Origin of the sequence: Citrobacter sp. C6_1 (assembly GCF_014596835.2) — a bacterium.
In the GTDB taxonomy this organism is placed as follows: Bacteria; Pseudomonadota; Gammaproteobacteria; order Enterobacterales; family Enterobacteriaceae; genus Citrobacter; species Citrobacter pasteurii.
Genome location: NZ_CP115031.1, coordinates 4281622 through 4305388 on the forward strand (window position 1 = coordinate 4281622; position 23767 = coordinate 4305388).

Consider the following 23767-nt stretch of genomic DNA (forward strand, 5'->3'; position numbering starts at 1 on the left):
ATTTTAGATTCAATGAAATTGATTTTTTAACAAAAAGATTTATAAAACGCCGCATTCGTTTTTTCACCGCGAGGCAACAATCCAGCATTCATATCCAAATAGTTCCAGAAAACTGAGATGCGACTAAAAAAGCGAACACATTAACTCAATGATTTACAATAACATTTATAGAAAAATCCTGTTTATTTATTATTTTATTGAATGAATCACATCCTCTCTTAAAAAAACACAATAAAATATAACTATTCCCTGTTCTGCTGTGAGGGAGAGGTAACCGGATGGTATCCCATTTGATCCATGGGAAAGCTTTTGATTTTCTCCCTCTCCCTTTGAGAGAGGGCCGCATAAAGGTCATCTTATCAGCCACAGGAGAATCAATGAAACGCTCCGCAATAAACGAAATCCTTGGCCACACACGCCAGTTTTTTTCCCTGCACGACGTGCACCTTCCCCCTTTCGCCAGTTTCCCACCTACACAATGGCGAAAACTTGATGCTTCCGCCTGGAGCGAAGTCTTTGACCTCAAATTGGGTTGGGATGTCACCGCATTTGGCGGCAACAATTTCGCCGCTCAGGGCTTAACGCTATTCACCCTGCGCAACGGCTCGCCAAAAGGTATGCCATACGAGAAATGCTACGCCGAGAAAATCATGCATGTTCGCGATGCCCAGGTTACGCCGATGCATTTTCACTGGCGCAAGCGTGAAGACATCATCAATCGCGGTGGCGGCAATCTGATTGTCGAACTGTGGAACGCCGGTATCAGGGAACAAACGGAGGACAGCGACGTTAATGTGGTCATTGATGGCTGCCGACAAACCCATGCCGCGGGCAGCCAACTACGCCTGACACCGGGTGAGAGCATCTGCCTGCCGCCGGGCCTGTATCACAGCTTCTGGGCGGAAAAAGGTTTTGGCGACGTACTGGTTGGCGAGGTCTCTTCTGTTAATGACGACGACCACGACAACCATTTTCTGCAACCGATTTCCCGCTACAACGACATTGAAGAAGACGAACCGGCGCTGCTAGTGCTGTGCAACGAATATCGCCTGTTCCGCTAACCAAGGAGCGCATTATGCCGTTGATCTCTCTCGCCGATGGGCTTGCCCATGCCCGCGAGCACCGCTATGCCTTAGGGGCATTTAACGTTCTGGACTCACACTTTCTGCGTGCGCTATTTGCCGCGGCAAAGCAGGAACGTTCGCCGTTTATCATCAATATCGCCGAAGTGCATTTTAAATATATCTCGCTGGATTCTCTGGTCGAAGCAGTCAAGTTCGAAGCTGCGCGGCATGACATTCCAGTGGTGCTGAACCTTGATCACGGCCTGCACTTTGAGTCGGTGGTGCGGGCGCTACGCTTAGGTTTCAGTTCAGTGATGTTCGATGGATCCACGCTGGAGTATGAAGAAAATATCCGTCAAACCCGCGAAGTGGTGAAGATGTGCCACGCCGTCGGCGTGTCGGTGGAAGCTGAGTTGGGCGCAGTCGGTGGCGATGAAGGCGGCGCGCTGTACGGTCATGCCGACGAGTCGCTATTTACCGACCCGATGATGGCGCGTGATTTCGTCGACAGAACCGGGATTGACGCGCTGGCTGTCGCCATTGGCAATGCGCACGGCAAATATAAAGGCGAACCCAAACTTGACTTCCCGCGTCTGGACGCCATTCGCCAGCAGGCGGCGATCCCGCTGGTACTTCACGGCGGTTCCGGGATCAGCGACGACGATTTCCGTCGGGCAATCGAGCTTGGCATTCACAAAATCAACTTCTATACCGGCATGTCGCAGGCGGCGCTGTCGGCAGTGGAGGCGCGGATGGCGAATCGTCAGCCGCTGTACGACGAATTCGCCGAACTGCTGCTCGGCATTGAAGAGGCCATTACCGATACCGTTTCAGAACAGATGCGTATTTTTGGCAGCGCGGGGCAAATCTGATGGAACGTAAAGGCATTATCGCCGCAGGCAACATGCTGGTCGATCATGTACATCAGATTGTGCAGTGGCCGGAGCGTGGCTGGCTGGCGGAGATCACCCGTAGCGAACGCGCCACCGGCGGTGCGCCGCTGAACGTGCTGCTAACGCTGGCGAAAATGCACACCGGACTGCCGCTGCAGGCGGTGGGCTTAATTGGCAAGGACAGCGATGGCGATTACATCATGGCGATGCTGGAACAGTATCACGTTAATCGCCAGCATGTTCAGCGCACAACATCAGCCCCTACATCAATGTCGCAGGTGATGACCGACCCGAGCGGTCAGCGCACATTTTTTCATTCGCCCGGCGCTAATCGGCTGCTGGATCTGCCCGCTTTTGAGCAACTGGATACTTCGATGAAAATCTTCCATCTGGGCTATCTGCTGCTGCTCGACAGCCTGGACATGCCAGATGAAGAGTACGGCACGCGAAGCGCACGACTACTGGCACAAATGCGTGAAAATGGCTTTGAAACGTCGCTGGATCTGGTTTCACGTAAAGGCGATCCACGCTACCAGCCGCTGGTGATGCCCGCGCTGCGCCATCTCGACTATCTGGTGATCAATGAACTGGAAGCCGGGGAATTCAGCGGGCTGGAGATCCGCCAGCCCAACGGCGAGTTGCATATCCCGCACATCGCTACCGCCGCCCGTGAACTGCTGGATGCGGGTGTGCGCCAGCGGGTGGTGATCCACTGTCCGGAAGGCGCATGGGGGGAAAGTCCGGATCAGGCTGGCGCCTGGGTCCCGTCACAATATCTGGCGCAGGAGGAGATCGTCGGCAGCGTCGGGGCAGGAGATGCGTTTTGCGCCGGATTTTTGTATGGCTGCCACGAGTGCTGGTCGCTGGCGGACAGTATCAGGCTGGCACACGCCTGTGCGCGAGCCAGTTTGTTGTGCGCCAATGCGATAGACGGCGCGAAAACGCTGGCAGAGTTAAAGGCCGCAATGGCTGACGCCTGATGCGCTGCGCTTATCAGGCCTACGAGGTCGTTATCGCTTTTGTAGGCCGGATAAGGCGTTTACGCCGCATCCGGCAACTGCACACGATCACGCCGCCTTATCGTGATGCTGCACGTCGGCGGCGAATACATAGCCCAGCCCGCGCAGGGTTTTGATCAACATCGGTTGGTGCGGGTTAATCTCTATTTTTCGCCGCAAGCGCATGATTAACACATCAATGGTGCGGTCAAACACCTCAACGCTGTCGCTGCGCGTCAACTCCAGCAATTGCTCACGGCTGAGTACCCGACGGGCATTTTGCGCCAGCGCCAACAGGAGACTGTATTCACCCTGCGTCAGATCCACCTTCAATTGCTGAGGATTACGTAACTGACAACCTGCGGTGTCCAGATGCCAGCCATTAAAGGATAACCCCGTAGTTTGTGGGCCGCTGCTTTCGGGTGTTAACACACCGACACGTCTGAGCACGGCTTTTACCCGCGCCACCAGCACCCGGGCATTGAACGGTTTACCGATGTAATCGTCAGCGCCCATTTCCAGCCCCACAACCACATCCGATTCACTACCTAACCCTGTCAGCATCACCACTGGCAATCCCGGCCTTATTTTTTGCACCTGCTGCAGCACCATCAGGCCATTAATATCGGGCAACATCATGTCCAGCAATACCAGCGCGATATCCGGCTGAGCATCAATGCAGCGCAGCGCATCCTGCCCGGTGTGACAGGCGGTCACCGCAAAGACGTGTTCACTCAGCACATCCTGGAGCAGTGTGCAGATTGCCTCGTCATCATCCACAACCAGTATGGCTGGCTTCATCGTTCCTCCCCATTTCTGGCCAACTTAAATGAGTGTGATTGATTCTGCACAGAGTGACAGCGATAAGGCACAAGCACGTGTGGGAAACATAACCTCGGTCACACTGCCGGGGCGTCACGTACTGGAGATTCGTCACGTCAAATATGACGACAGCCTGTTTTTCGTCAGGGTTTTGCGCAAATTTCACCCGTATTATCGGCTGATGCCCCTGATAAAACATGGCATAAAAGATGCATAACGAAAACGACAAGCGCGTATGCGCGATTTGATTAACTGGAGCGAGACCGATGAAAAAAGTCGTCACGGTTTGCCCATATTGCGCATCAGGTTGCAAAATCAACCTGGTGGTCGATAACGGCAAAATCGTCCGGGCTGAAGCGGCGCAGGGGAAAACCAACCAGGGTACCCTGTGTCTGAAGGGCTACTATGGCTGGGATTTTATCAATGATACCCAGATCCTGACCCCTCGCCTGAAAACCCCCATGATCCGTCGCCAGCGTGGCGGCAAACTGGAATCCGTTTCCTGGGATGAAGCGCTTGATTACGTCGCCACTCGTCTGAGCGCCATCAAAGCGAAGTATGGCCCGGACGCCATTCAGACGACCGGTTCATCTCGCGGTACGGGTAACGAAACCAACTATGTAATGCAAAAATTCGCGCGCGCCGTTATTGGTACCAATAACGTCGACTGCTGCGCTCGCGTCTGACACGGCCCATCGGTTGCAGGTCTGCACCAATCGGTCGGTAACGGCGCAATGAGTAATGCTATCAATGAAATTGATAACACAGATTTAGTGTTCATCTTCGGGTATAACCCGGCGGATTCCCACCCTATCGTGGCGAATCACGTGATTAACGCTAAACGTAACGGGGCGAAAATCATCGTCTGCGATCCGCGCAAAATTGAAACCGCGCGTATTGCCGACATGCACATCGCGTTGAAAAACGGCTCGAATATCGCGCTGCTTAACGCTATGGGTCACGTCATCATCGAAGAAAAACTGTACGACCAGGCGTTCGTCGCCTCGCGTACGGAAGGCTTCGAAGAGTACAGCAAAATTGTCGAAGGCTACACGCCGGAGTCCGTCGAAGATATTACTGGCGTTAGCGCGCAGGATATCCGTCAGGCTGCACGTATGTATGCTTCGGCGAAAAGCGCGGCCATCCTGTGGGGCATGGGTGTTACCCAGTTTTATCAGGGCGTGGAAACCGTGCGTTCACTGACCAGCCTCGCAATGCTGACCGGTAACCTCGGTAAGCCAAGCGTCGGTGTTAACCCGGTTCGTGGCCAGAACAACGTTCAGGGCGCATGTGATATGGGCGCGCTGCCGGATACCTATCCGGGCTATCAGTACGTGAAAGATCCGGCTAACCGCGAGAAATTCGCCAAAGCCTGGGGCGTGGAAAGCCTGCCTGCACATACCGGCTATCGCATCAGCGAGCTGCCGCACCGTGCGGCCCATGGCGAAGTTCGTGCGGCCTACATTATGGGTGAAGATCCATTACAGACCGACGCTGAACTCTCCGCAGTGCGCAAAGGCTTTGAGGATCTGGAACTGGTCATCGTGCAGGATATCTTCATGACCAAAACCGCCGCTGCCGCAGACGTTATTTTACCGTCTACGTCATGGGGCGAGCATGAAGGCGTCTTCTCCGCGGCTGACCGTGGCTTCCAGCGCTTCTTTAAAGCCGTTGAGCCGAAGTGGGATCTGAAAACGGACTGGCAGATTATCAGTGAAATCGCCACCCGTATGGGCTATCCGATGCACTACAACAACACCCAGGAAATCTGGGACGAGTTGCGTCATCTGTGCCCGGATTTCTACGGTGCCACTTACGAGAAGATGGGTGAACTGGGTTATATCCAATGGCCTTGCCGCGACACCTCAGAAGCCGACCAGGGTACGTCTTACCTTTTCAAAGAGAAGTTCGACACCCCGAACGGCCTGGCGCAGTTCTTCACCTGCGACTGGGTAGCGCCAATCGACAAACTCACCCCAGAGTACCCAATGGTACTGTCTACGGTGCGTGAAGTCGGCCACTACTCTTGCCGTTCGATGACCGGTAACTGTGCGGCGTTGGCCGCGCTGGCGGATGAACCGGGCTATGCCCAGATCAACACCGCCGACGCAGAACGCCTGGGTATCCAGGATGAAGAGCTGGTGTGGGTGAACTCGCGTAAAGGTCGGGTCATTACCCGTGCGGCAGTCAGCGATCGTCCAAACAAAGGCGCAATTTACATGACCTACCAGTGGTGGATTGGCGCATGTAATGAACTGGTAACCGAGAACTTAAGCCCGATTACCAAAACGCCGGAGTACAAGTACTGTGCCGTTAACGTTGAACGCATTGCCGATCAGCGCGCCGCCGAACAGTATGTGATTGATGAGTACACCAAGCTGAAAGCCAGCCTGCGCGAAAGCGCGATGGGTTAGTCCATTTTCGTACCTGTTCTGCAACAGCCTCCGCCCGGAGGCTGTTTTTTTATCCATACGATCTCTTTATACTGTTCATTCCGTACCCTAAATAAAACTCAAAATGAAACAACTCATTGCATTGATGTTCTTGATGACATTCTTTGCCCATGCCAGTGATACTGAGCCAGGAAGCCAGTACTTACAGGCCGCTGAGGCAGGAGACCGACGCGCACAATACTTTCTCGCCGATACCTGGTTTAGTTCAGGCGATTTGAGCAAAGCCGAGTACTGGGCGCAAAAAGCAGCCGACAACGGTGATGCGGATGCCTGGGCCTTACTGGCGCAAATTAAGATAACCAACCCGGTCAGTCTGGATTATCCACAAGCCAAAACGCTGGCCGAAAAAGCGACCGAGGCAGGCAGTAAGGCGGGGGAAATTACGCTGGCGAGAATTCTGGTGAACACGCAGGCTGGACGCACAGATTACCCCAAAGCGATTAGATTGCTGCAAAACGCCTCGGAAAATCTGGAAAACGACTCCACTGTCGATGCGCAAATGCTGCTCGGACTGATCTACGCCAATGGCGTGGGTATTCCTGCCGACGATGAAAAGGCCACATGGTATTTCAAGCGCAGCTCGGCCATTTCTCGCACCGGGTATTCCGAATACTGGGCTGGGATGATGTTCTTAAACGGTGAGCAGGGTTTTATTGAAAAGAATAAACAGAAGGCGCTGCACTGGCTGAATCTGAGCTGTACAGAAGGGTTCGATACCGGCTGTGAAGAGTTTGATAAGTTAACAAACGGGTAATGGTTTGTAGTGCCGGATGGCGGCGCTAGCGCCTTATCCGGCCTACAGATCACAGCTTCCCGTAGGCCGGATAAGCGTAGCGCCATCCGGCAATCTTTCATTAATTACTGATTGGCGGTCTTATCAAATTTGCCCAGCACGTCGCGCTCATAAGCCAGCGCTTTCTTGCGGTCAAACTTGTGTTCCCACTTGGCGATTACCAGTACCGCCAGCGCGTTACCCACCACGTTCAGCGCAGTACGCGCCATGTCGAGGATACGGTCAACACCGGCGATAAACGCCAGACCTTCCAGCGGGATCCCGACGCTGCCAAGCGTAGCCAGCAGTACGACGAAGGAGACGCCTGGCACGCCCGCAATCCCTTTCGAGGTTACCATCAGCGTCAGTACCAGCACGATTTCCTGCCACAATGACAGGTCAATACCGTACAACTGGGCAATAAAGATAGCCGCAATACTCTGGTACAGCGTTGAACCATCCAGGTTGAATGAGTAACCGGTCGGTACCACAAAGCTGGTGATTGATGCCGGTGCGCCGTAGGCTTCCATTTTCTCAATAATACGCGGCAGTACGCTCTCAGAACTGGCGGTTGAATACGCCAGAATCAGCTCATCTTTCAGGATACGGATTAAGATCCAGATACTCAGACCACAGACACGCGCCACGATACCCAGCACCACCAGTGCAAAGAACAGGATGGCAAAATGCACCAACAGCACCAGCTTCGCCAGCGGCCACAAGGAGGCGAAACCAAAGTTCGCGACCGTGACGGCGATCAGCGCAAAGACACCGACCGGCGCGTAGCGCATAACCATGTGGGTCACTTTAAACATGGTTTCTGAAATAGAGCGGAACACGGTAACCAGCGGTTCACGGTGCGTGGCAGGCAGGGACGACAGACCTAAACCGAACAACACCGAGAAGAAGATAATCGGCAGCATGTCACCTTTCGCCATCGACGCAACGATGTTGGTCGGCACCAGTGACAAAATTGTGCCCATCAGGCCATGTGCATGACTCTGCACCTCTGCCGTTGTGCTTTGATATTTCGAAATATCCACGGTTGCCAGTTGCGACATATCAACGCCGGTACCTGGCTGGAATACGTTCGCCAGCGTAATACCGAGGATAATCGCCACGGTGGTGATCACTTCGAAATAGATAATGGTTTTGGCGCCAATACGGCCCAGCTGTTTTGCATCCCCCACCCCGGCGATACCGACAACCAGCGTGGAAATCACAATGGGCACGACGATCATTTTAATCAGGTGGATAAAGATATCACCCGCCGGTTGTAACAGGTTTAACACCAGCCATTCGCGGCTGTCACTATGGTAATGCAGGTAACTCCCCAGCAAAATGCCCAGCACCATGGCGATGAGGATCTGCCATGCCAGGCTGACTTTCAAATTTTTCATAACAACGGACTTCCTCGATGGAGCGCTATTCCGCATATAAAAATGCGAGAACAGTACATACTGAAAGGGTATGATTTGTGTTGCGTTCGTTTATAGAGTTTTTTAACGCTTATTATCATTATCATTTGCACGCTATCTCGCGCAAGCCTTTCAGAACAGGGGGTTTAGCTGAAATTATGCATAAAAACACGAGTTTATATCGGTAATCATGAATAACTTTTTGTTATAAAAGAATTTTTATTTGATAAAAAATGAAGAAGTTCTTCCATGAGTTTTTTTTGCCCACTTGTTCAACTGCCTGTTTTTTAAACAGGCAAAATGATGCAAATCACAAAAAAAACAAATTTATTTTTGCCGATTCTGCAACAATTTCGCCATATTAATGGAGTCGATCAACTGCGCACGATTCACCCTCGGCGAGTTTAAATCCATTACTTTTTGCCACACTGAAATCGCCTGTACGTAATCAGCCTGCATAAACGCATCGGAAGCCAACAGCATCAGCGCGGTGACTTCGTTACCGTCCAGCGCCAGGGATTTATCGATCATTTCGCGCGTTTGCGGTGTCATATGCTGCCCGGCCTGGTAATACAATACCGTCGCCAACGCCGAATAGATTTCGGCGTTTTCCCCCCGAAAACGCAACGCCTGCTCATAGGCCAGCAGTGCATTGTGATACGCGTTTTGCCAAAGATAATATTCCCCTAGTTGCGCCCATAACACACCGTCCTGTGGAGTGGTACGAATCTGCGACTGCAAAGACAGCAGCTGTTTTTCCTGAATATTTTCATCAGAGAACGCGTGTAATGGGTCGGCCAGTCGTGCTTGCTCCTGACGGACAGCCTGCCATTTTGGTGTTAACAGATAACCGCCGATGCAGGCAATCACCATCATCGCAACCGCGGCAACCAGCCGTTTCACCGGCATCGGACGAAACGGTACCACGCCGCGTTCAGACTGACTCATCGCTCATCCTCCTCGGTACGCTGGCGCGCTCTCACTCGCCAAATCGCCACGCCCACCAGTAGCAATAACACGCACGGTAGCGCCCATAGCAGCAGTGTTTGCTCATTCAGTGGGGGGTTATAACGCACAAAATCACCGTAACGCGCGGTCATCCAGGCGGTGATCTCTGCTTCGTTTTTCCCCTCTTCAACCATGCTGTAAACCTGATGACGCATACTGACCGCCACTGGCGCATTGGATTCCAGTAAGTTTTGGTTTTGGCACTGTGGACACCGCAGCTGGCTGGCAATAGACAGCGCTTTCTCCTGCTGTTGCGGGTTGGCAAACGTCCATGTATCCACAACCTGGGCATGCGTAGAGAACGTGATGAAAAACAAGACGATCGTTAAGAGTAAAAACTTTCTGCCGGATGGCGCTGCGCTTATCCGGCCTACGGTTTGCGCACCTTGTAGGCCGGATAAGGCATTTACACCGCCATCCGGCAACGCTGTGATTGATTTACGCATCACGCTTCCTTCCCCGCCAGCCGCTGAGCAGCGCGCCAAATACCATCAGCAGTCCTCCCCCCCAAATCCAGCGCACGCCGGTCTGCACGTACAAGCGCATGGCATAACGGTCCGCTCCGGTTTTTTCGCCCATCACCGCGTACCAGTCATGTAACAGATTCCAGCGGATCCCCGGCTCCATCATCTGTTGACGGCGCGCGGCATAGAAGCGCCTTTCTGGCTGCAGGCTGCCAATGCGTTTCTCATCCTGCCACAGTGTGATCTGCGCTTTTTCACTGGTGTAGTTACCTTTTGCTTCCAGGTCCAGACGCTCAAAACGGAAAACGTAGCCTGCCAGTTCCACCTGCTGCCCAGGGCTCAGGTTCAGGCTTATCTCCTGACGGCTACCGCTGGAAAAGACGATCCCCGCCGCAAACACCAGCACTCCGGCATGCGCCAGCAGTGCCGGAAGTTGGATGCGGAAAGACACTTTGCGGCTTCTGACCATTGCCAGCACAATAACCAGCAGCATCAGTAGGCCAAAGGGCAGCGTAGCGCGGTTAAAGTACGGTGCGCCCACGGAAAGCCGCCCCCAGCCGAACAGCCCGTAAATCATCGGGTAGAGCGTGCCAATCAGCACAATCAGCAGCACCGCGCAAAAAAGCAGTAGCGCAACCAGAATCAGCATCTCGCGCGACCAGCCGCCAAAACGCGCACGTTGACGGATATTCTGCCCGCGCCAGGCATACAGCCCGAGCGACGCCAGGCTCAACACGGTAAACAGCGCAAACAGCGGCGCGGCGCGGACGTTATCCAGCGCGAAGGCATGTACCGAAACGAGAATGCCGGAACGCACAATCAACGTCCCCAGCAGCGATAAAATCAGCGTGACGATCGCCAGCAGCAGCGACCAGTGACGGAAGATCCCGCGCTGGCGCGTGATGTACAAGCTATGCAGCAGCGCGCTGGCGGAAAGCCAGGGTAATAAGGAAGCGTTTTCTACCGGATCCCAGAACCACCAGCCGCCCCAACCCAGCTCGCAGTACGCCCACCAGGAACCAAGGATAATGCCCAGCGTCAACGCACACCAGCCGGGTAAAGCCCAGCGCCAGCACACCCAGGCGCTTTGTGCGTTAAAGTCACCGCGCAGCAGCGAGGCCAGCGCCACGCCTGCCGCCACCATTAACCCCCCGTAACCCAGGTACAACAGCGGCGGATGGAGGATTAACCCGAGATGTTGCAGCATCGGATTAAGGTCACGCCCTTCAATGGCTGGCGGGAAGATGCGCACAAACGGATCGGACCATACCACCACAAACAGCAGCAGCAGGGCCGTTATCATTGAAAGGACGCTGAGCGTCAGCGGAAACAGCGCGTCGGAATCACGCCGATAGCGAAAAGCGAACAGCGCGCTCCAGCCGGAAAGAAACAGCACCCACAGCAGCAGCGATCCTTCATGACCGCCCCATACTGCCGCCAGTTTTAATCCCCACGGCAGCAGACTGTAGCTGTGCTGAGCAACGTAGACCACCGAAAAGTCGCTGGTCAGAAAGCAGAATACCAGAATGGCAAAGGCCAGCAGCAGCAGGGCAAATTGCATCCACACGCCCACGCTTGCCAGGCGCATCACGCCCTGCCAGCGCTGGCGGACACCCACCAACACGGCAAGCGGGGTCAACACGTTGACCCCGAGGCTTAATAACAGTGCCAGAAAACCGGCTTCAGGAAGGAGAACGTCCAGATATCACCTTACGCAACGGTTAGCTGACCCGCATAGAGAATAAAAAAGCGCAGCAGCAGTACGCCGGTCAGGCTGGCGCCGCACACTGCCAGCACGCCATGAAACGTCGAACTGCGGTTGGCCCAGGGTTTTAGCAGCATCGGCAGTATCAGCCCAAGCCCGGCAACGCCCAGCCAGAACCACCAGGTCCAGAATCCGCCGCCCAGTGCCGCCGCCAGCGCGCGCATTTTGCCGTCATCGCCCAGCGCCAGACCGACGAAAAACGCCGCCAGCAGGAAGATCTCCAGCCATACCACCGGGACTTCCATGCGATGCACAAAGTGCGCTTCCGTACTGTGCGGATTGCTACGATGACGTAACGCCATGGTGATCAGCGCCACCGCCGCACCGGAAGAGATCCCGGAGAACAGGAACAGCACCGGCAGGATCGGGTTATTCAGGAACGGGTAGGATTTCAGCGCCGACAGCAGGAACCCGGTATACGCCCCGAGCAGGACTGCCAGCACCAGCATCAGCGTCTCCAATGCGCGATGGAACGGCGTGATTAGCGTCAGGAGTTTTGACACTATCGTCAGTCGCGGCACGAAGCGCTGTTGCAGGGCAATCACCTCTTTTTCAAAGATTTTTGCCAGCCACAGCACCAACACTACCATGTACAACTGGAACAGCATGACCCCCATCGACATCACCGACGTGAAGCTGTAGTGGAACATCAGTTTCCAGAAGGTCCATGGACGCGTCAGGTGGAACACCAGAATCAGCAAACCGAAGATAATCGCCCCCGGCCCTAACACCAGCGTGGTGCGCAGCAGCGTGCTGTCTGAACCGCCCGCCTCCGGATGGAAACGACGTAGCAGAATTGCCAGCGTGACCAGTCCGGCAGAAATACCAATCAGGAACAGATAGATGGCAATGGGCCAGTCCCATACCAGTGATTCGAAATGAAATGCAGAAGCGGATGTCATTGGCTCACCTCCCCAAATTTAAAGGGAACGCGGTAGACCTTCGGTTTTGTGCCCAACGCCAGCTTGTAACGGTAGGTGGTTTTCTGCTGCAACAAGCGGGAGATATCGCTGTTGGGATCATCCAGATTACCAAACGTCAGCGCCTTCGTCGGACATGACTCAACGCAGGCAGGCTGTTTGCCCGCTTTCAGGTTGGTTTTCCGGCAGAAATCGCATTTATCCGCCGTTTTGCTCACCGGATGGATAAAGCGTACACGATAAGGACACGCGGCGATGCAATACTGGCAGCCAACGCACAGATCCGGGTTTACATCCACAATGCCGTTGGCGGCATCGCGATACGATGCCCCCGTCGGGCAGACGTCAACGCAGGGAGCATGGTCACAATGCTGGCACGAGTGACGGAAGAAGCGATACTTCACATCAGGAAATGTCCCTTGCGGCTCGCTGCGAATAATCGTCAGACGCGATACGCCTTCCGGCACGTTGTTAACTTCCCGACAAGCATCCATACAGGCCGTACAGCCAATGCATAAAGACTCATCATGAACCATACCGTAACGCACACCGTTGATGTTCAGCGTCTTCGCCACAACGCGCCCCGCCGTCCCGCTCACTGCCACCAGCGCGCCGACGCCGGTGATAAACTGGCGACGAGAGCAACTCATGGATGCTCCTTAAGCAACGGAACCGACGCTGGGTTAAAGTTCGGATTGTTACGTTGATCGCTGTGGCAATCGACGCAAATCTTGATCCGTCCTTTATCGCTTAGCGTCTGCATCGTGTCTTGCTTCGGATGCAGTGAGTGACAGCTGGCGCACGCCACTTTGGTTACGTGGACATCGTGCGGCCAGAACGCTTTTTGCAACTGCTCAGGCAGGTGACAGGACATACAGACACTGTTCTGCTGCTCCACGTTGTACATCGGCTCATTAAAGCGCATCACATCTTTCACCCCTTCGCGGTGGTTCGGTGACGGCTGGCCGTGACAATTGGTGCAGGTGACAGGCAGTTTGTTATTCGGGTTGATGGCTTCCGCATGCTTACCATGCATGCCTTCGGTATCCGGCTTGTGACAGTCCAGACAGGCGGCATCCGGATTACGCTGTTGGGTAACCGTCCAGCGTTGATCCGACTCCTGCGGCGTTGGCGTGGCAGTAATTCCGCTCAGGCTCCATAACAAGCCTGACGCCAGCACCCCAGCAGTTAATAACGAACGTAATACGCTCATATTCACTCCGTTGAGTTATCCGCCCCTTGCGGGGCGAAATGGGGTTATTGGCTTAACAGACCGTTTTTACGCGCCTGATCTTCCCACTGCGGAACCACCGTTTTGATGAAGTCCTGCTTCTCAGCGTTGATTTGCTGCATGTTCAGACCAATCGCCGCCTGGGCTTTCTCTTTGGTAGAAATATCCGGTAACGGGATTTCATGCGTGATGCCTTTGGTCGCCAGCAGACGGACCAGTTTGGTACGCGCATCAGCGGCTTTATCCATCGCACTACCCAGCATCCGCAGACCTTCTTCCGGGGCGTGCATATGGATACCGTGAGAAGCAATCGACAGATCCCAGCGCCATTGCGCGTGGCGAATGTCTTCCAGAATCGGCTTCATTTCGGCTTCCGTTGCGCCCGCATCCCATGCGGCTTTCGCTTCGAAGTGGGCATGTACCAGCTGATCTTCAACCTTGATTTTCAGGTCATGAATCGCTTGTTTACGCTCGGCGACCACTTTTTGCAGAGACGCTTTGTCCTGGGTGTGGCAGTTGGCGCAAGTCTGTGGGAAGTTGTCGAACGGGTTACCAATCTTATGGTCAGTGTAGATTTTGCCTTCTGCGTTCTGCACTTTCGGCATGTGACAATCGATACAGGTCACGTTGTTCTTACCGTGAATGCCTGCGCTCCAGGTTTCATACTCCGGGTGCTGCGCTTTCAGCATTGGGGTTTTAGACAGAGAGTTGGTCCAGTCGGAGAACGCGATAGCATCGTAATATTTCTCCATATTCTCGACTTTCATACCGTCGTCCCACGGGAACTTAACGGCTTTGTTTTTACCGTCGAAGTAGTACTCCACGTGGCACTGGCCGCAGACCATGGATTGCTGATCAAAGCGACCGGCTTTCTCAAACGGTTTGCCGATAGTTTCCATCGCGCGTTCTGCATAAGGGCGCGACAGCGTCAGTTCTGGCTTGCCTTTGGCAAAGTCTGGTGACGCGGTGTTATGGCAATCGCCGCAGCCAAGGTTGTTAACAATTTCAGGGCCGCCACGCGCCCATTTACCGTGGAAGTAGCCATCTTCACCGTCTTTCTGGATCAGACGCGCCACATCCGGGCTTTTACAGCTCCAGCAGGCCATCGGCAACGGACCATCTTCTGCCGTTTTGGGTGCGCCGGTACGTAAGGTTTCACGAACATCGGTCACTGCATACGCGTGCCCGCGCGGTTTGTTGTAATCGCGCGAGAAGGGATATCCCGCCCACAGGATCACCAGACGCGGATCTTCTGCCAGTGCATCTTCACGGGCTGATTGCTCAGACGTGGCTTTCCAGGAGAGATATTGATCGGGATGCTGAGGGGCGAAGATTTCATTCTTCGCTTCAACGGTGACGGTCTTTGCGGGTACAGAGGTTTGCTCAGCATGAACGGCAGTAATAAATAAAAACGGTAATATCAGGCTGAAGAAACGGCGTACGCGTGATTTTGTCCTTGCCATAGGGGTCTCATCCAGATGTCGCCATTATCTGCAATGGCGGTTCTTTTATTGTTTTCCATAACAGCAACCACACAATACTGTCATGACATTGCTCCACCCTATTTGTAACAAGAAACCCCACAAGAAATGTTGTTTTTAATCAATTGTAAGTGTATGTAAAATACCACTTTAGAGTTATTCACCCCCTCGAACCCCTCACTCTTTTGTCTATACCCGACACAGATCACCTTTTCAAAACTCTCTATATAACCGCATGTTATCGCGAGGTTTAATCAATTTTTGCTAGTTTTCTTCAAAATTCAGTTTGTCGCTAATTTGCACAATTCGGTTATTGCGTGATCTGTCGCCCAAATACTAAACAAAACTCTCAAAGCCCCTACATTTAACGTTTGTGCGACATATTATTAACATCCTACAAGGAGAACAAAAGCCATGAGCCAAATACACAAACACGCTATTCCCGCAAATATTGCGGACCGTTGCCTGATAAACCCGGAGCAGTACGAAGCGAAATACCAACAGTCCATTACCGATCCCGACACATTTTGGGGCGAGCAGGGAAAAATTCTTGATTGGATCACGCCGTACAGCCAGGTAAAGAACACCTCTTTTGCCCCTGGCAACGTATCTATTAAATGGTACGAAGACGGCACGCTGAATCTGGCCGCAAACTGCCTTGATCGCCACCTACGGGAAAATGGCGATCGCACCGCCATTATCTGGGAAGGCGATGATGCAACCCAGAGTAAAAACATTACCTATCGCGAACTGCATCGCGATGTCTGCCGTTTTGCTAATACCCTGCTTGATTTGGGGATTAAAAAAGGCGATGTCGTAGCTATTTATATGCCAATGGTCCCGGAAGCTGCGGTCGCCATGCTGGCTTGCGCCCGTATTGGCGCGGTGCATTCGGTCATCTTCGGTGGTTTCTCACCGGAAGCCGTTGCCGGACGTATTATCGATTCCAATTCACGTCTGGTGATCACCGCCGATGAAGGCGTACGTGCCGGACGCAGTATCCCGCTGAAAAAGAACGTTGATGATGCGCTGAAAAACCCGAACGTGAAGACCGTGGAACATGTGGTCGTCCTCAAACGTACCGGTGGAAAAACGGAATGGCAGGAAGGTCGTGACCTGTGGTGGTCCGATCTTATCGAGAAAGCCAGCCCGGAACATCAACCAGCAGAAATGAACGCGGAAGATCCGCTGTTTATCCTGTATACCTCTGGTTCAACCGGTAAGCCAAAAGGCGTGCTGCACACCACGGGTGGATATCTGGTTTACGCGGCAACGACCTTTAAGTACGTGTTTGACTACCATCAGGGCGATATTTATTGGTGTACCGCTGACGTGGGTTGGGTAACCGGGCACAGCTACCTGCTGTACGGTCCGCTGGCCTGCGGCGCCACCACGCTGATGTTCGAAGGCGTGCCAAACTGGCCAACCCCGGCGCGTATGTCGCAGGTTGTGGACAAGCACCAGGTCAATATTCTGTATACCGCGCCGACTGCCATCCGCGCCCTGATGGCCGAAGGCGATAAGGCTATTGAAGGGACTGACCGCTCCTCGCTGCGTATCCTCGGTTCCGTTGGCGAGCCGATTAACCCGGAAGCATGGGAGTGGTACTGGAAGAAGATTGGCAACGAAAAATGTCCGGTCGTTGATACCTGGTGGCAGACCGAAACCGGGGGATTTATGATCACCCCACTGCCGGGCGCTACCGAGCTGAAAGCCGGTTCCGCCACCCGTCCATTCTTTGGCGTACAGCCTGCGATTGTCGATAACGAAGGCAATCCGCTGGAAGGCGCGACCGAAGGCAACCTGGTGATCACCGACTCCTGGCCGGGTCAGGCGAGAACGCTGTTTGGCGATCACGAACGCTTTGAGCAAACCTACTTCTCTACCTTCAAGAACATGTACTTCAGCGGCGACGGCGCACGCCGTGATGAAGATGGTTATTACTGGATAACCGGTCGTGTGGACGATGTGCTGAACGTCTCCGGCCACCGTCTGGGAACGGCTGAAATCGAATCGGCGCTGGTGTCACATCCGAAGATTGCCGAAGCCGCCGTGGTCGGCATTCCACATAGTATTAAAGGCCAGGCCATTTACGCCTACGTTACGCTGAATCACGGCGAAGAGCCGTCACCTGAGCTGTACGCCGAAGTTCGCAACTGGGTACGTAAAGAAATTGGCCCGCTGGCAACCCCGGACGTGCTGCACTGGACCGACTCACTGCCGAAAACCCGCTCCGGCAAAATTATGCGCCGCATTCTGCGTAAAATCGCGGCCGGCGATACCAGCAATCTGGGCGATACCTCAACCCTCGCCGATCCTGGCGTGGTAGAGAAACTGCTCGAAGAAAAGCAGGCCATCGCGATGCCATCATAATCATAACCGTGAAATGCCCGATGGCGCGCTGCTTATCGGGCTTACAAATCCTATCCCTACCCCTCCCCTGACCGGGAAGGAAATATAAAAACCTCCCCAAAGGATTTCGTGTTGCCGGACTGCGACAGCAGACAGGTCGTGCCTGCTGCGCGAAAGACGAAGGGGGACCTCTGGAGAACTCTGTGATGAATGACCAAATTTATCAGCGGATAGAAGACAGTGCGCGTTTCAGGGAATTAGTTGAAAAACGGCAACGGTTTGCCACCATTCTGTCCATCATCATGCTGGCAGTTTATATCAGCTTTATTTTACTGATTGCCTTTGCGCCTGGCTGGCTGGGTACACCGCTACACGCGGGAACCAGCGTCACCCGGGGTATTCCGATTGGGGTCGGTGTGATCCTCATTTCCTTCATCCTGACCGGGATCTATATCTGGCGGGCCAACGGCGAATTCGATCGCCTGAACAATGCGGTTCTGCACGAGGTTAAAGCATCATGAAGAGAGTCCTGACGGCGCTTGCCGCCACGCTGCCCTTCGCCGCAAACGCGGCGGATGCTATTAGTGGTGCAGTTCAACGCCAGCCAACCAACTGGCAGGCGATTGTTATGTTCCTGATTTTCGTCATCTTTACGCTCGGTATTACCTACTGGGCGTCTAAGCGCGTACGTTCGCGTAATGACTACTACACCGCCGGCGGTAACATCACCGGTTTCCAGAACGGGCTGGCGATTGCGGGCGACTATATGTCGGCGGCATCGTTCCTCGGGATTTCCGCGCTGGTATTTACTTCCGGGTATGACGGGCTGATTTACTCGCTCGGCTTCCTCGTCGGCTGGCCGATCATTCTGTTCCTGATTGCTGAACGTCTGCGTAATCTCGGTCGCTACACCTTTGCCGACGTGGCCTCTTATCGCCTGAAGCAGGGTCCCATCCGTATTCTGTCGGCCTGCGGATCGCTGGTGGTGGTCGCGCTGTATCTGATCGCCCAGATGGTCGGTGCAGGTAAGCTGATTGAACTGCTGTTTGGTCTGAACTATCACATCGCCGTGGTGCTGGTTGGCGTACTGATGATGATGTACGTGCTGTTCGGCGGCATGCTGGCAACCACCTGGGTGCAAATCATCAAAGCGGTACTGCTGCTGTTCGGCGCCAGCTTTATGGCTTTCATGGTCATGAAGCACGTCGGCTTCAGCTTCAACAATCTGTTCACTGAAGCAATGGCGGTACACCCGAAAGGCTCCGCGATTATGAGCCCGGGCGGTCTGGTAAAAGATCCGATCTCAGCTCTATCGTTAGGTCTTGGATTGATGTTCGGTACGGCAGGTTTGCCGCATATTCTGATGCGCTTCTTCACGGTCAGCGATGCTCGCGAAGCGCGTAAGAGCGTGTTCTATGCCACCGGTTTTATGGGTTATTTCTACATCCTGACCTTTATTATCGGCTTTGGCGCGATCATGCTGGTAGGGGCTAATCCGGTGTACAAAGACGCCGCGGGCGCGCTGATCGGCGGTAACAACATGGCGGCAGTGCATCTGGCTAACGCGGTGGGCGGTAACCTGTTCCTCGGCTTCATCTCAGCAGTAGCCTTTGCCACCATTCTGGCGGTGGTTGCCGGTCTGACGCTGGCGGGCGCATCGGCAGTGTCGCACGATCTGTACGCTAACGTGTTCCGTAAAGGCGCAACCGAACGTGAAGAACTGCGCGTCTCGAAAATTACCGTACTGATATTGGGTGTGATTGCCATCGTGCTCGGCGTGCTGTTCGAAAATCAGAACATCGCCTTCATGGTGGGTCTGGCGTTCGCCATCGCGGCCAGCTGCAACTTCCCGATCATCCTGCTCTCTATGTACTGGTCAAAACTGACCACCCGTGGCGCGATGTTGGGCGGCTGGTTAGGTCTGCTGACGGCGGTGGTGCTGATGGTTCTTGGTCCAACCATTTGGGTCCAGATCCTCGGTAACGAAAAAGCCATTTTCCCGTATGAATATCCGGCGCTGTTCTCGATAAGCGTTGCGTTCCTCGGGATCTGGTTCTTCTCTGCTACCGATAACTCAGAAGAAGGTAACCGCGAACGCGAGCAGTTCCGTGCTCAGTTCATCCGTTCCCAGACCGGGTACGGCGTAGAACAAGGTCGCGCGCACTAATCGTCCTGCTCCTCCGGCCTTCGGGCCGGAGGATTGCATCCTTTCTCAAAACATCACTCTCGCGACCAGCGGCGCAACCAATACCATCACCACGCCAGAAAGCATCATCACCAGACTGGCAACCACACCCTCCTGCTGACCGAGCTCATAAGAACGCGCCGTGCCTGCCCCGTGCGATGCAGCGCCAAACCCTGCACCTTTCGCCATCCCTTCACGAATGGAAAGGCGCAAAAACAGAACATCGCCGACCGCCATGCCGAATACGCCGGTCACCACCACGAACAACGCCACCAGATCCGGCTGCCCGCCCAACGGCTCTGCCGCCGCCAGCGCAAACGGCGTGGTGACGGAGCGTACCGCCAGACTGCGTTGGATCTCATCAGGTAACATAAACAGACGCGCCAGCCACACGGAACTGGTGACGGCTACCAGCGTTGCCGTCACCACGCCCGCCGTCAGCGACATCCAGTGACGCTTAATCACCGCAAGGTTGTCATAGACCGGAACGGCAAACGCAATGGTTGCCGGGCCTAGCAGCCACAACAGCCAGTGCGATTCACCAATATAGTTTTGCCAGGAGATATGCCCGAACACCAGCATCAGCACCAGTAACGCTGGCGTGAGAACCAGCGGCATCAGCGGCAATTTGCGAAAACGGCGATACAGACGCTTGTTGGCAAAGTAGATGCCCAGCGTAATCACCAGACACAGCACGCTTAGCTGGAAATTACTCACGGTTTAACCTGCTCATTTCATAGCGATACACTTTATCGACCACCCACGCCGTGGCGCCGAGCACCATCAGCGTACTTAGCGCAATTACCGCGAATATGCGCCAGCCATCGACCAACAACAGCTGCGTATAGTTGACGACGGCCACCACCGCCGGAACAAAAAACAGCAGCATTTCAGCCAGTAACCAGCGGGCACCTGCGCGAATCCAGTTCAGCGGGATAACCCGGCAAACAATCAACGCCAGCATCAGCACCATCCCGACCAGGTTGGCAGGAAGCGGCAGATGCAGCCAGGAGACAAGATATTGAGCAAATACAAAGAGACCTGCGTACAACAGAACCTGAACGGGGATCTGGAGTCGATGAATAACAGCAGGCGTCACGCGGCTTATCGCCACAGCCATGAGGGTATGTCCTTAAAAAATAGAGAGCGCCAGTATAGAGAGCCCCCGTCCAGGACTGAAATGAATTAAACTCATTGCAGGCATAGTCTTAAGGAATAATCATGGATATCAGAACGCTGCGATATTTTGTTGAAGTGGTGCGTCAGCAGAGCTTTACCCGCGCAGCGGAGAAGCTTTTTGTCACCCAACCCACCATCAGCAAAATGTTGAAGAACCTTGAAGACGAGCTGAACTGCACGCTGTTAATCCGCGACGGACGGCGGCTGTTGCTGACCGATACCGGACAGGTTGTTTTTGAGCGCGGTCTGGCGATTTTGGCCGAGTTTCGCCAGCTTGAAGCCGAACTTAGCGACATTAATCATCTGAACAAAGGGCTATTGCGCCTCGGTATCCCGCCAATGGTCGGTATGTTGATGGCAGGTCCCATCAGCCTGTTTCGCCAGCGTTATCCCGGCGTTGAGCTTAAAATATCGGAGTTTGGTGGCTTAACCGTCCAACAGGCAGTCATGAGCGGTGATTTAGATGTCGCAATGACGGCCCTTCCGGTCGAAGAAGAGAGTGGACTGGCAACCTTGCCGCTTTTCAGCCATCCGCTCTGCGTGCTGGTCCCCCGCTCGGGCCAGTGGACAACCTGCGAATCCATTTCCCCCGAGGCGCTGGCGGAACATCCGCTACTGATCTACAACGAAGATTTCGCGTTGAGCCGCCAATTGCTTGAGCTGTTTAGCCAACACAACGTCAAGCCGCGCATCGCGGTACGCAGCGGGCAGTGGGATTTTCTGGCGGCCATGGTGCAAGCCGGCGTCGGTATCGCCATTTTACCGGAGCCGATTTGCCAGCGCCTGGATAAGCAAACCCTGCGCTGGATCCCGCTGGAGAGTGATTTACGCTGGCAACTGGGTATGATTTGGCGCGAAGGCGTGTATCTGTCGCACAGCGCCCAGGCGTGGCTGACATGCTGCGAAGGGTTTTGGTTAACGCAAGAATCGTAAGTGCCGGATGCGGCGTAAACGCCTTATCCGGCCTACAATTCGATTCCGTAGGCCTGATAAGCGTAGCGCATCCGGCACAACCGTTTATTGGTTCTCGATCAGCAACGCTTCCAGCAAGTCCAGATCGTGTAACAGTTTTTGCAGCGTTTCATTGCTGATTTCGCGCGTGGCGCGCAGGTGATAAAGCTCTGCACGTTCTGAACGCAGTGCCGCCAGGCGGAAACGTCGCTCGAGGTTCTCTTCCTGTAATGAGCTTTCCACATCGTTACGTCCATCGACGCGACGGCGCAGGTTACCGATTACACGAGAGCTCACCTCGGTCAACAGTTGATTATCAATATTCTCTTCGCTGTCCGCCGCCAGGCGCTCTTCCATTTTCTGGATAGCAACAATCGCGACTTCTGCCGTCGCAGCGCGGGCTATCCGCTCTTCTTTCAGTTGCTGCGAGTGATCTGCCACTTCCAGGTGTTGCAGCAGAATCGGTAGCATCACTACACCGACAAACAGCGAGAACAGGATCACGCCCGCGGCAAGGAATACTAACTCGTAGCGCGCCGGGAAACCGCTACCATCCGGCAACAGCAGCGGGATGGAGAGCACACCGGCAAGCGTAATCGCCCCGCGAACCCCCGCAAAGGAGGCGATCAGGATTTCACGCGTTGTCCAGGAGCCAAACTCCATCGGCTTTTTCTTCAGGAAGCGCAGACTGAATTTTTTCATCGTCCACAACCAGCCAAAACGCACCAGCATCAGCGCCACATAAATCAGCACGATATCGGTAAACAGCATCCAGGTTTCAACGTTCGGATCGGCTTCTGCCGCCACCAGAGAAGACTCCAGAATCCCCGGTAATTGCAGCCCTAACAGCAGGAAGACCATGCCGTTAAAGACGAACTCCAGCATCGCCCAGGTGCTGTTAGCACGTAAGCGCATCGCCAATGGCGCACGACGCATTACGCCTGAACGGGTTATCGTCATCCCGGCTGCGACCGCCGCGAGGATCCCGGAAACACCAATGTGTTCGGCAATCAGGTAAGAAGCAAACGGCAGCAGGAACAGCAGAACAATTTGCGTTGCCGGCTCATCGCCGCCCCAGCGGCTAAGAAAGCGCAGAGAGCGGCCATACAACCAGCTGACGACAAAACCCGCCAGGATGCCGCCAATCGCTACCTTAAAGAACTCAACCGTCGCACCACCAACGGTAAACACCATCGTTCCCATTGCCACGGCCACGGCAAATTTCAGCGATACCAGGCCAGACGCATCGTTCATCAACGCTTCGCCCTGCAGGATGCCCATGATTTTCTTCGGTATGCGCCCCTCACCTACAATGCCAGAAAGGGCAACGGCATCGGTTGGCGATAACACGGCGGCCAGCGCAAAAGCGGGGATCAGCGGAATCCCCGGGACCAGCCAATAAATCATAAAACCAATGCCGACCACCGTAACCAGTACGAGCGCCAGAGCCAGACCGAAGATCTCTCGTCCGTGCTCCAGAAACTCCCGCGTTGGCGTCTTCCAGCCATCGGCAAACAGCAACGGCGGGATGAACAGAACCAAAAACAGTTCAGGGTCAAATTCCACATGCAAACCAAACGTCGGCCACGCCAGCAACGCGCCGATGGCGATCTGCATAAGGGGTAAAGGGAGTTGGAAGGGCAATACGCGAGTAAATACCCCCGATAGCGAGACCACAAGGGTCATGATGAGTATGGTAAAAAAGATTTCCATGCGTTCCCTGTTTGCGATGTTTCTTATGATTAGTGGTGAGAGGCGTCGTGCCTCAATTCTATCTACTCGAGAGTAACGCAAAAGACAACGAGTGTGTT

General features: G+C 54.3%; 22 protein-coding genes and 1 pseudogene. 11 read left to right on the top strand and 12 right to left on the bottom strand.

Going from position 1 to position 23767, the window contains the following annotated elements:
- Window positions 1-377 precede the first annotated feature (377 nt).
- From IB196_RS20510 to IB196_RS20520, 3 genes are read left to right on the top strand one after another with little or no spacing between them, the layout of a single operon-like run.
- Window positions 378-1061 (top strand): D-lyxose/D-mannose family sugar isomerase, encoded by a 684-nt coding sequence (locus tag IB196_RS20510; protein WP_005132558.1) that lies wholly within the window; start codon window positions 378-380, stop codon window positions 1059-1061.
- Window positions 1062-1075: 14 nt separating this feature from the next.
- On the top strand, window positions 1076-1936 hold the full coding sequence (locus IB196_RS20515) for a ketose 1,6-bisphosphate aldolase (protein WP_005132559.1): 861 nt from the start codon (window positions 1076-1078) through the stop codon (window positions 1934-1936).
- Window positions 1933-2937 carry a carbohydrate kinase family protein gene (locus IB196_RS20520; RefSeq protein ID WP_149691944.1) on the top strand — a complete coding sequence of 335 codons (1005 nt, stop codon included), beginning with the start codon at window positions 1933-1935 and terminating at the stop codon, window positions 2935-2937. The genes IB196_RS20515 and IB196_RS20520 overlap by 4 nt, the downstream gene beginning before the upstream one ends.
- 87 nt (window positions 2938-3024) lie before the next feature.
- On the opposite strand, the gene IB196_RS20525 is transcribed toward IB196_RS20520, so the two are convergent.
- Window positions 3025-3756 carry a response regulator transcription factor gene (locus tag IB196_RS20525; protein ID WP_005132562.1) on the bottom strand — a complete coding sequence of 244 codons (732 nt, stop codon included), beginning with the start codon at window positions 3754-3756 and terminating at the stop codon, window positions 3025-3027.
- 28 nt (window positions 3757-3784) lie between these two features.
- Between IB196_RS20525 and IB196_RS20530 the strand changes: the two genes are divergently transcribed.
- The 3 genes from IB196_RS20530 (at window position 3785) to yjcO (ending at window position 6984) form a co-directional block, all read left to right on the top strand.
- Window positions 3785-3994 carry a hypothetical protein gene (locus IB196_RS20530; RefSeq protein WP_149691943.1) on the top strand — a complete coding sequence of 70 codons (210 nt, stop codon included), beginning with the start codon at window positions 3785-3787 and terminating at the stop codon, window positions 3992-3994.
- A 49-nt stretch (window positions 3995-4043) separates the two neighbouring features.
- Window positions 4044-6191, top strand: coding sequence for a formate dehydrogenase subunit alpha (gene fdhF / locus IB196_RS20535; RefSeq protein WP_082031702.1), 2148 nt, complete (start codon window positions 4044-4046; stop codon window positions 6189-6191).
- A gap of 103 nt (window positions 6192-6294) precedes the next feature.
- Window positions 6295-6984 carry a Sel1 family TPR-like repeat protein YjcO gene (gene yjcO, locus IB196_RS20540; RefSeq protein ID WP_005132572.1) on the top strand — a complete coding sequence of 230 codons (690 nt, stop codon included), beginning with the start codon at window positions 6295-6297 and terminating at the stop codon, window positions 6982-6984.
- 104 nt (window positions 6985-7088) lie between these two features.
- Here the strand turns inward: yjcO and gltP are convergent, their stop codons facing one another.
- The 8 genes from gltP to nrfA form a co-directional block, all read right to left on the bottom strand.
- Entirely contained in the window at window positions 7089-8402 is a 1314-nt protein-coding gene (gene gltP / locus IB196_RS20545; protein WP_005132574.1) for a glutamate/aspartate:proton symporter GltP, read from the bottom strand.
- Window positions 8403-8747: 345 nt separating this feature from the next.
- On the bottom strand, window positions 8748-9368 hold the full coding sequence (gene nrfG / locus IB196_RS20550; protein ID WP_040229787.1) for a heme lyase NrfEFG subunit NrfG: 621 nt from the start codon (window positions 9366-9368) through the stop codon (window positions 8748-8750).
- A complete protein-coding gene (gene nrfF, locus IB196_RS20555) occupies window positions 9365-9793 on the bottom strand; it encodes a heme lyase NrfEFG subunit NrfF (protein ID WP_348936033.1) in 429 nt (142 codons plus the stop codon). The genes nrfG and nrfF overlap by 4 nt, the downstream gene beginning before the upstream one ends.
- A gap of 73 nt (window positions 9794-9866) precedes the next feature.
- Window positions 9867-11594: a heme lyase CcmF/NrfE family subunit gene (locus tag IB196_RS20560; protein WP_188232246.1), complete on the bottom strand. Its 1728-nt coding sequence runs from the start codon at window positions 11592-11594 to the stop codon at window positions 9867-9869.
- An 8-nt stretch (window positions 11595-11602) separates the two neighbouring features.
- A complete protein-coding gene (gene nrfD / locus IB196_RS20565; RefSeq protein WP_040229791.1) occupies window positions 11603-12559 on the bottom strand; it encodes a cytochrome c nitrite reductase subunit NrfD in 957 nt (318 codons plus the stop codon).
- On the bottom strand, window positions 12556-13227 hold the full coding sequence (gene nrfC, locus IB196_RS20570) for a cytochrome c nitrite reductase Fe-S protein (protein ID WP_005132585.1): 672 nt from the start codon (window positions 13225-13227) through the stop codon (window positions 12556-12558). Before nrfC ends, nrfD begins: the two co-directional genes overlap by 4 nt.
- Window positions 13224-13790 (bottom strand): cytochrome c nitrite reductase pentaheme subunit, encoded by a 567-nt coding sequence (nrfB, locus tag IB196_RS20575; RefSeq protein WP_003031758.1) that lies wholly within the window; start codon window positions 13788-13790, stop codon window positions 13224-13226. The genes nrfC and nrfB overlap by 4 nt, the downstream gene beginning before the upstream one ends.
- Before the next feature lie 44 nt (window positions 13791-13834).
- Entirely contained in the window at window positions 13835-15271 is a 1437-nt protein-coding gene (nrfA, locus tag IB196_RS20580; protein WP_005132589.1) for an ammonia-forming nitrite reductase cytochrome c552 subunit, read from the bottom strand.
- A 432-nt stretch (window positions 15272-15703) separates the two neighbouring features.
- Here nrfA and acs point away from each other — a divergent pair, with 432 nt between their 5' ends.
- The 3 genes from acs to actP all read left to right on the top strand — a co-directional run bounded on the left by acs (window position 15704) and on the right by actP (window position 19808).
- A complete protein-coding gene (gene acs, locus IB196_RS20585; RefSeq protein WP_188232244.1) occupies window positions 15704-17662 on the top strand; it encodes an acetate--CoA ligase in 1959 nt (652 codons plus the stop codon).
- 185 nt (window positions 17663-17847) lie between these two features.
- Complete coding sequence (locus IB196_RS20590) at window positions 17848-18162, top strand: DUF485 domain-containing protein (RefSeq protein WP_003031750.1); 315 nt, start codon at window positions 17848-17850, stop codon at window positions 18160-18162.
- Window positions 18159-19808, top strand: coding sequence for a cation/acetate symporter ActP (gene actP / locus IB196_RS20595; RefSeq protein WP_188232243.1), 1650 nt, complete (start codon window positions 18159-18161; stop codon window positions 19806-19808). Before IB196_RS20590 ends, actP begins: the two co-directional genes overlap by 4 nt.
- Window positions 19809-19853: 45 nt before the next feature.
- Here the strand turns inward: actP and IB196_RS20600 are convergent, their stop codons facing one another.
- Together IB196_RS20600 and IB196_RS20605 are read right to left on the bottom strand one after the other, a co-directional pair.
- On the bottom strand, window positions 19854-20543 hold the full coding sequence (locus IB196_RS20600) for an LrgB family protein (RefSeq protein WP_005132595.1): 690 nt from the start codon (window positions 20541-20543) through the stop codon (window positions 19854-19856).
- Window positions 20536-20946, bottom strand: a complete 411-nt coding sequence (locus IB196_RS20605; RefSeq protein ID WP_016155367.1) for a CidA/LrgA family protein — start codon at window positions 20944-20946, stop codon at window positions 20536-20538. The genes IB196_RS20600 and IB196_RS20605 overlap by 8 nt, the downstream gene beginning before the upstream one ends.
- Window positions 20947-21047: 101 nt before the next feature.
- Between IB196_RS20605 and IB196_RS20610 the strand changes: the two genes are divergently transcribed.
- Both IB196_RS20610 and IB196_RS20615 read left to right on the top strand, forming a co-directional pair.
- Window positions 21048-21938 (top strand): LysR family transcriptional regulator, encoded by an 891-nt coding sequence (locus IB196_RS20610; RefSeq protein ID WP_040229800.1) that lies wholly within the window; start codon window positions 21048-21050, stop codon window positions 21936-21938.
- Between the two features lie 2 nt (window positions 21939-21940).
- Window positions 21941-22009: pseudogene (locus IB196_RS20615) on the top strand (hypothetical protein); the annotation flags it as partial.
- A gap of 13 nt (window positions 22010-22022) precedes the next feature.
- On the opposite strand, the gene IB196_RS20620 reads toward IB196_RS20615, so the two are convergent.
- A complete protein-coding gene (locus tag IB196_RS20620) occupies window positions 22023-23669 on the bottom strand; it encodes a Na+/H+ antiporter (RefSeq protein ID WP_040229801.1) in 1647 nt (548 codons plus the stop codon).
- Window positions 23670-23767: the final 98 nt, after the last annotated feature.

Bases quoted from the DNA above. Each gene is read 5' to 3' on its own strand.
- IB196_RS20510 (WP_005132558.1), top strand. From the start codon at position 378: ATGAAACGCTCCGCAATAAACGAAATCCTTGGCCACACACGCCAGTTT.
- IB196_RS20515 (WP_005132559.1), top strand. From the start codon at position 1,076: ATGCCGTTGATCTCTCTCGCCGATGGGCTTGCCCATGCCCGCGAGCAC.
- IB196_RS20525 (WP_005132562.1), bottom strand. From the start codon at position 3,756: ATGAAGCCAGCCATACTGGTTGTGGATGATGACGAGGCAATCTGCACA.
- IB196_RS20530 (WP_149691943.1), top strand. From the start codon at position 3,785: ATGAGTGTGATTGATTCTGCACAGAGTGACAGCGATAAGGCACAAGCA.
- yjcO (WP_005132572.1), top strand. From the start codon at position 6,295: ATGAAACAACTCATTGCATTGATGTTCTTGATGACATTCTTTGCCCAT.
- gltP (WP_005132574.1), bottom strand. From the start codon at position 8,402: ATGAAAAATTTGAAAGTCAGCCTGGCATGGCAGATCCTCATCGCCATG.
- nrfG (WP_040229787.1), bottom strand. From the start codon at position 9,368: ATGAGTCAGTCTGAACGCGGCGTGGTACCGTTTCGTCCGATGCCGGTG.
- nrfD (WP_040229791.1), bottom strand. From the start codon at position 12,559: ATGACATCCGCTTCTGCATTTCATTTCGAATCACTGGTATGGGACTGG.
- nrfC (WP_005132585.1), bottom strand. From the start codon at position 13,227: ATGAGTTGCTCTCGTCGCCAGTTTATCACCGGCGTCGGCGCGCTGGTG.
- nrfB (WP_003031758.1), bottom strand. From the start codon at position 13,790: ATGAGCGTATTACGTTCGTTATTAACTGCTGGGGTGCTGGCGTCAGGC.
- nrfA (WP_005132589.1), bottom strand. From the start codon at position 15,271: ATGGCAAGGACAAAATCACGCGTACGCCGTTTCTTCAGCCTGATATTA.
- acs (WP_188232244.1), top strand. From the start codon at position 15,704: ATGAGCCAAATACACAAACACGCTATTCCCGCAAATATTGCGGACCGT.
- IB196_RS20590 (WP_003031750.1), top strand. From the start codon at position 17,848: ATGAATGACCAAATTTATCAGCGGATAGAAGACAGTGCGCGTTTCAGG.
- actP (WP_188232243.1), top strand. From the start codon at position 18,159: ATGAAGAGAGTCCTGACGGCGCTTGCCGCCACGCTGCCCTTCGCCGCA.
- IB196_RS20605 (WP_016155367.1), bottom strand. From the start codon at position 20,946: ATGGCTGTGGCGATAAGCCGCGTGACGCCTGCTGTTATTCATCGACTC.
- IB196_RS20610 (WP_040229800.1), top strand. From the start codon at position 21,048: ATGGATATCAGAACGCTGCGATATTTTGTTGAAGTGGTGCGTCAGCAG.
- IB196_RS20620 (WP_040229801.1), bottom strand. From the start codon at position 23,669: ATGGAAATCTTTTTTACCATACTCATCATGACCCTTGTGGTCTCGCTA.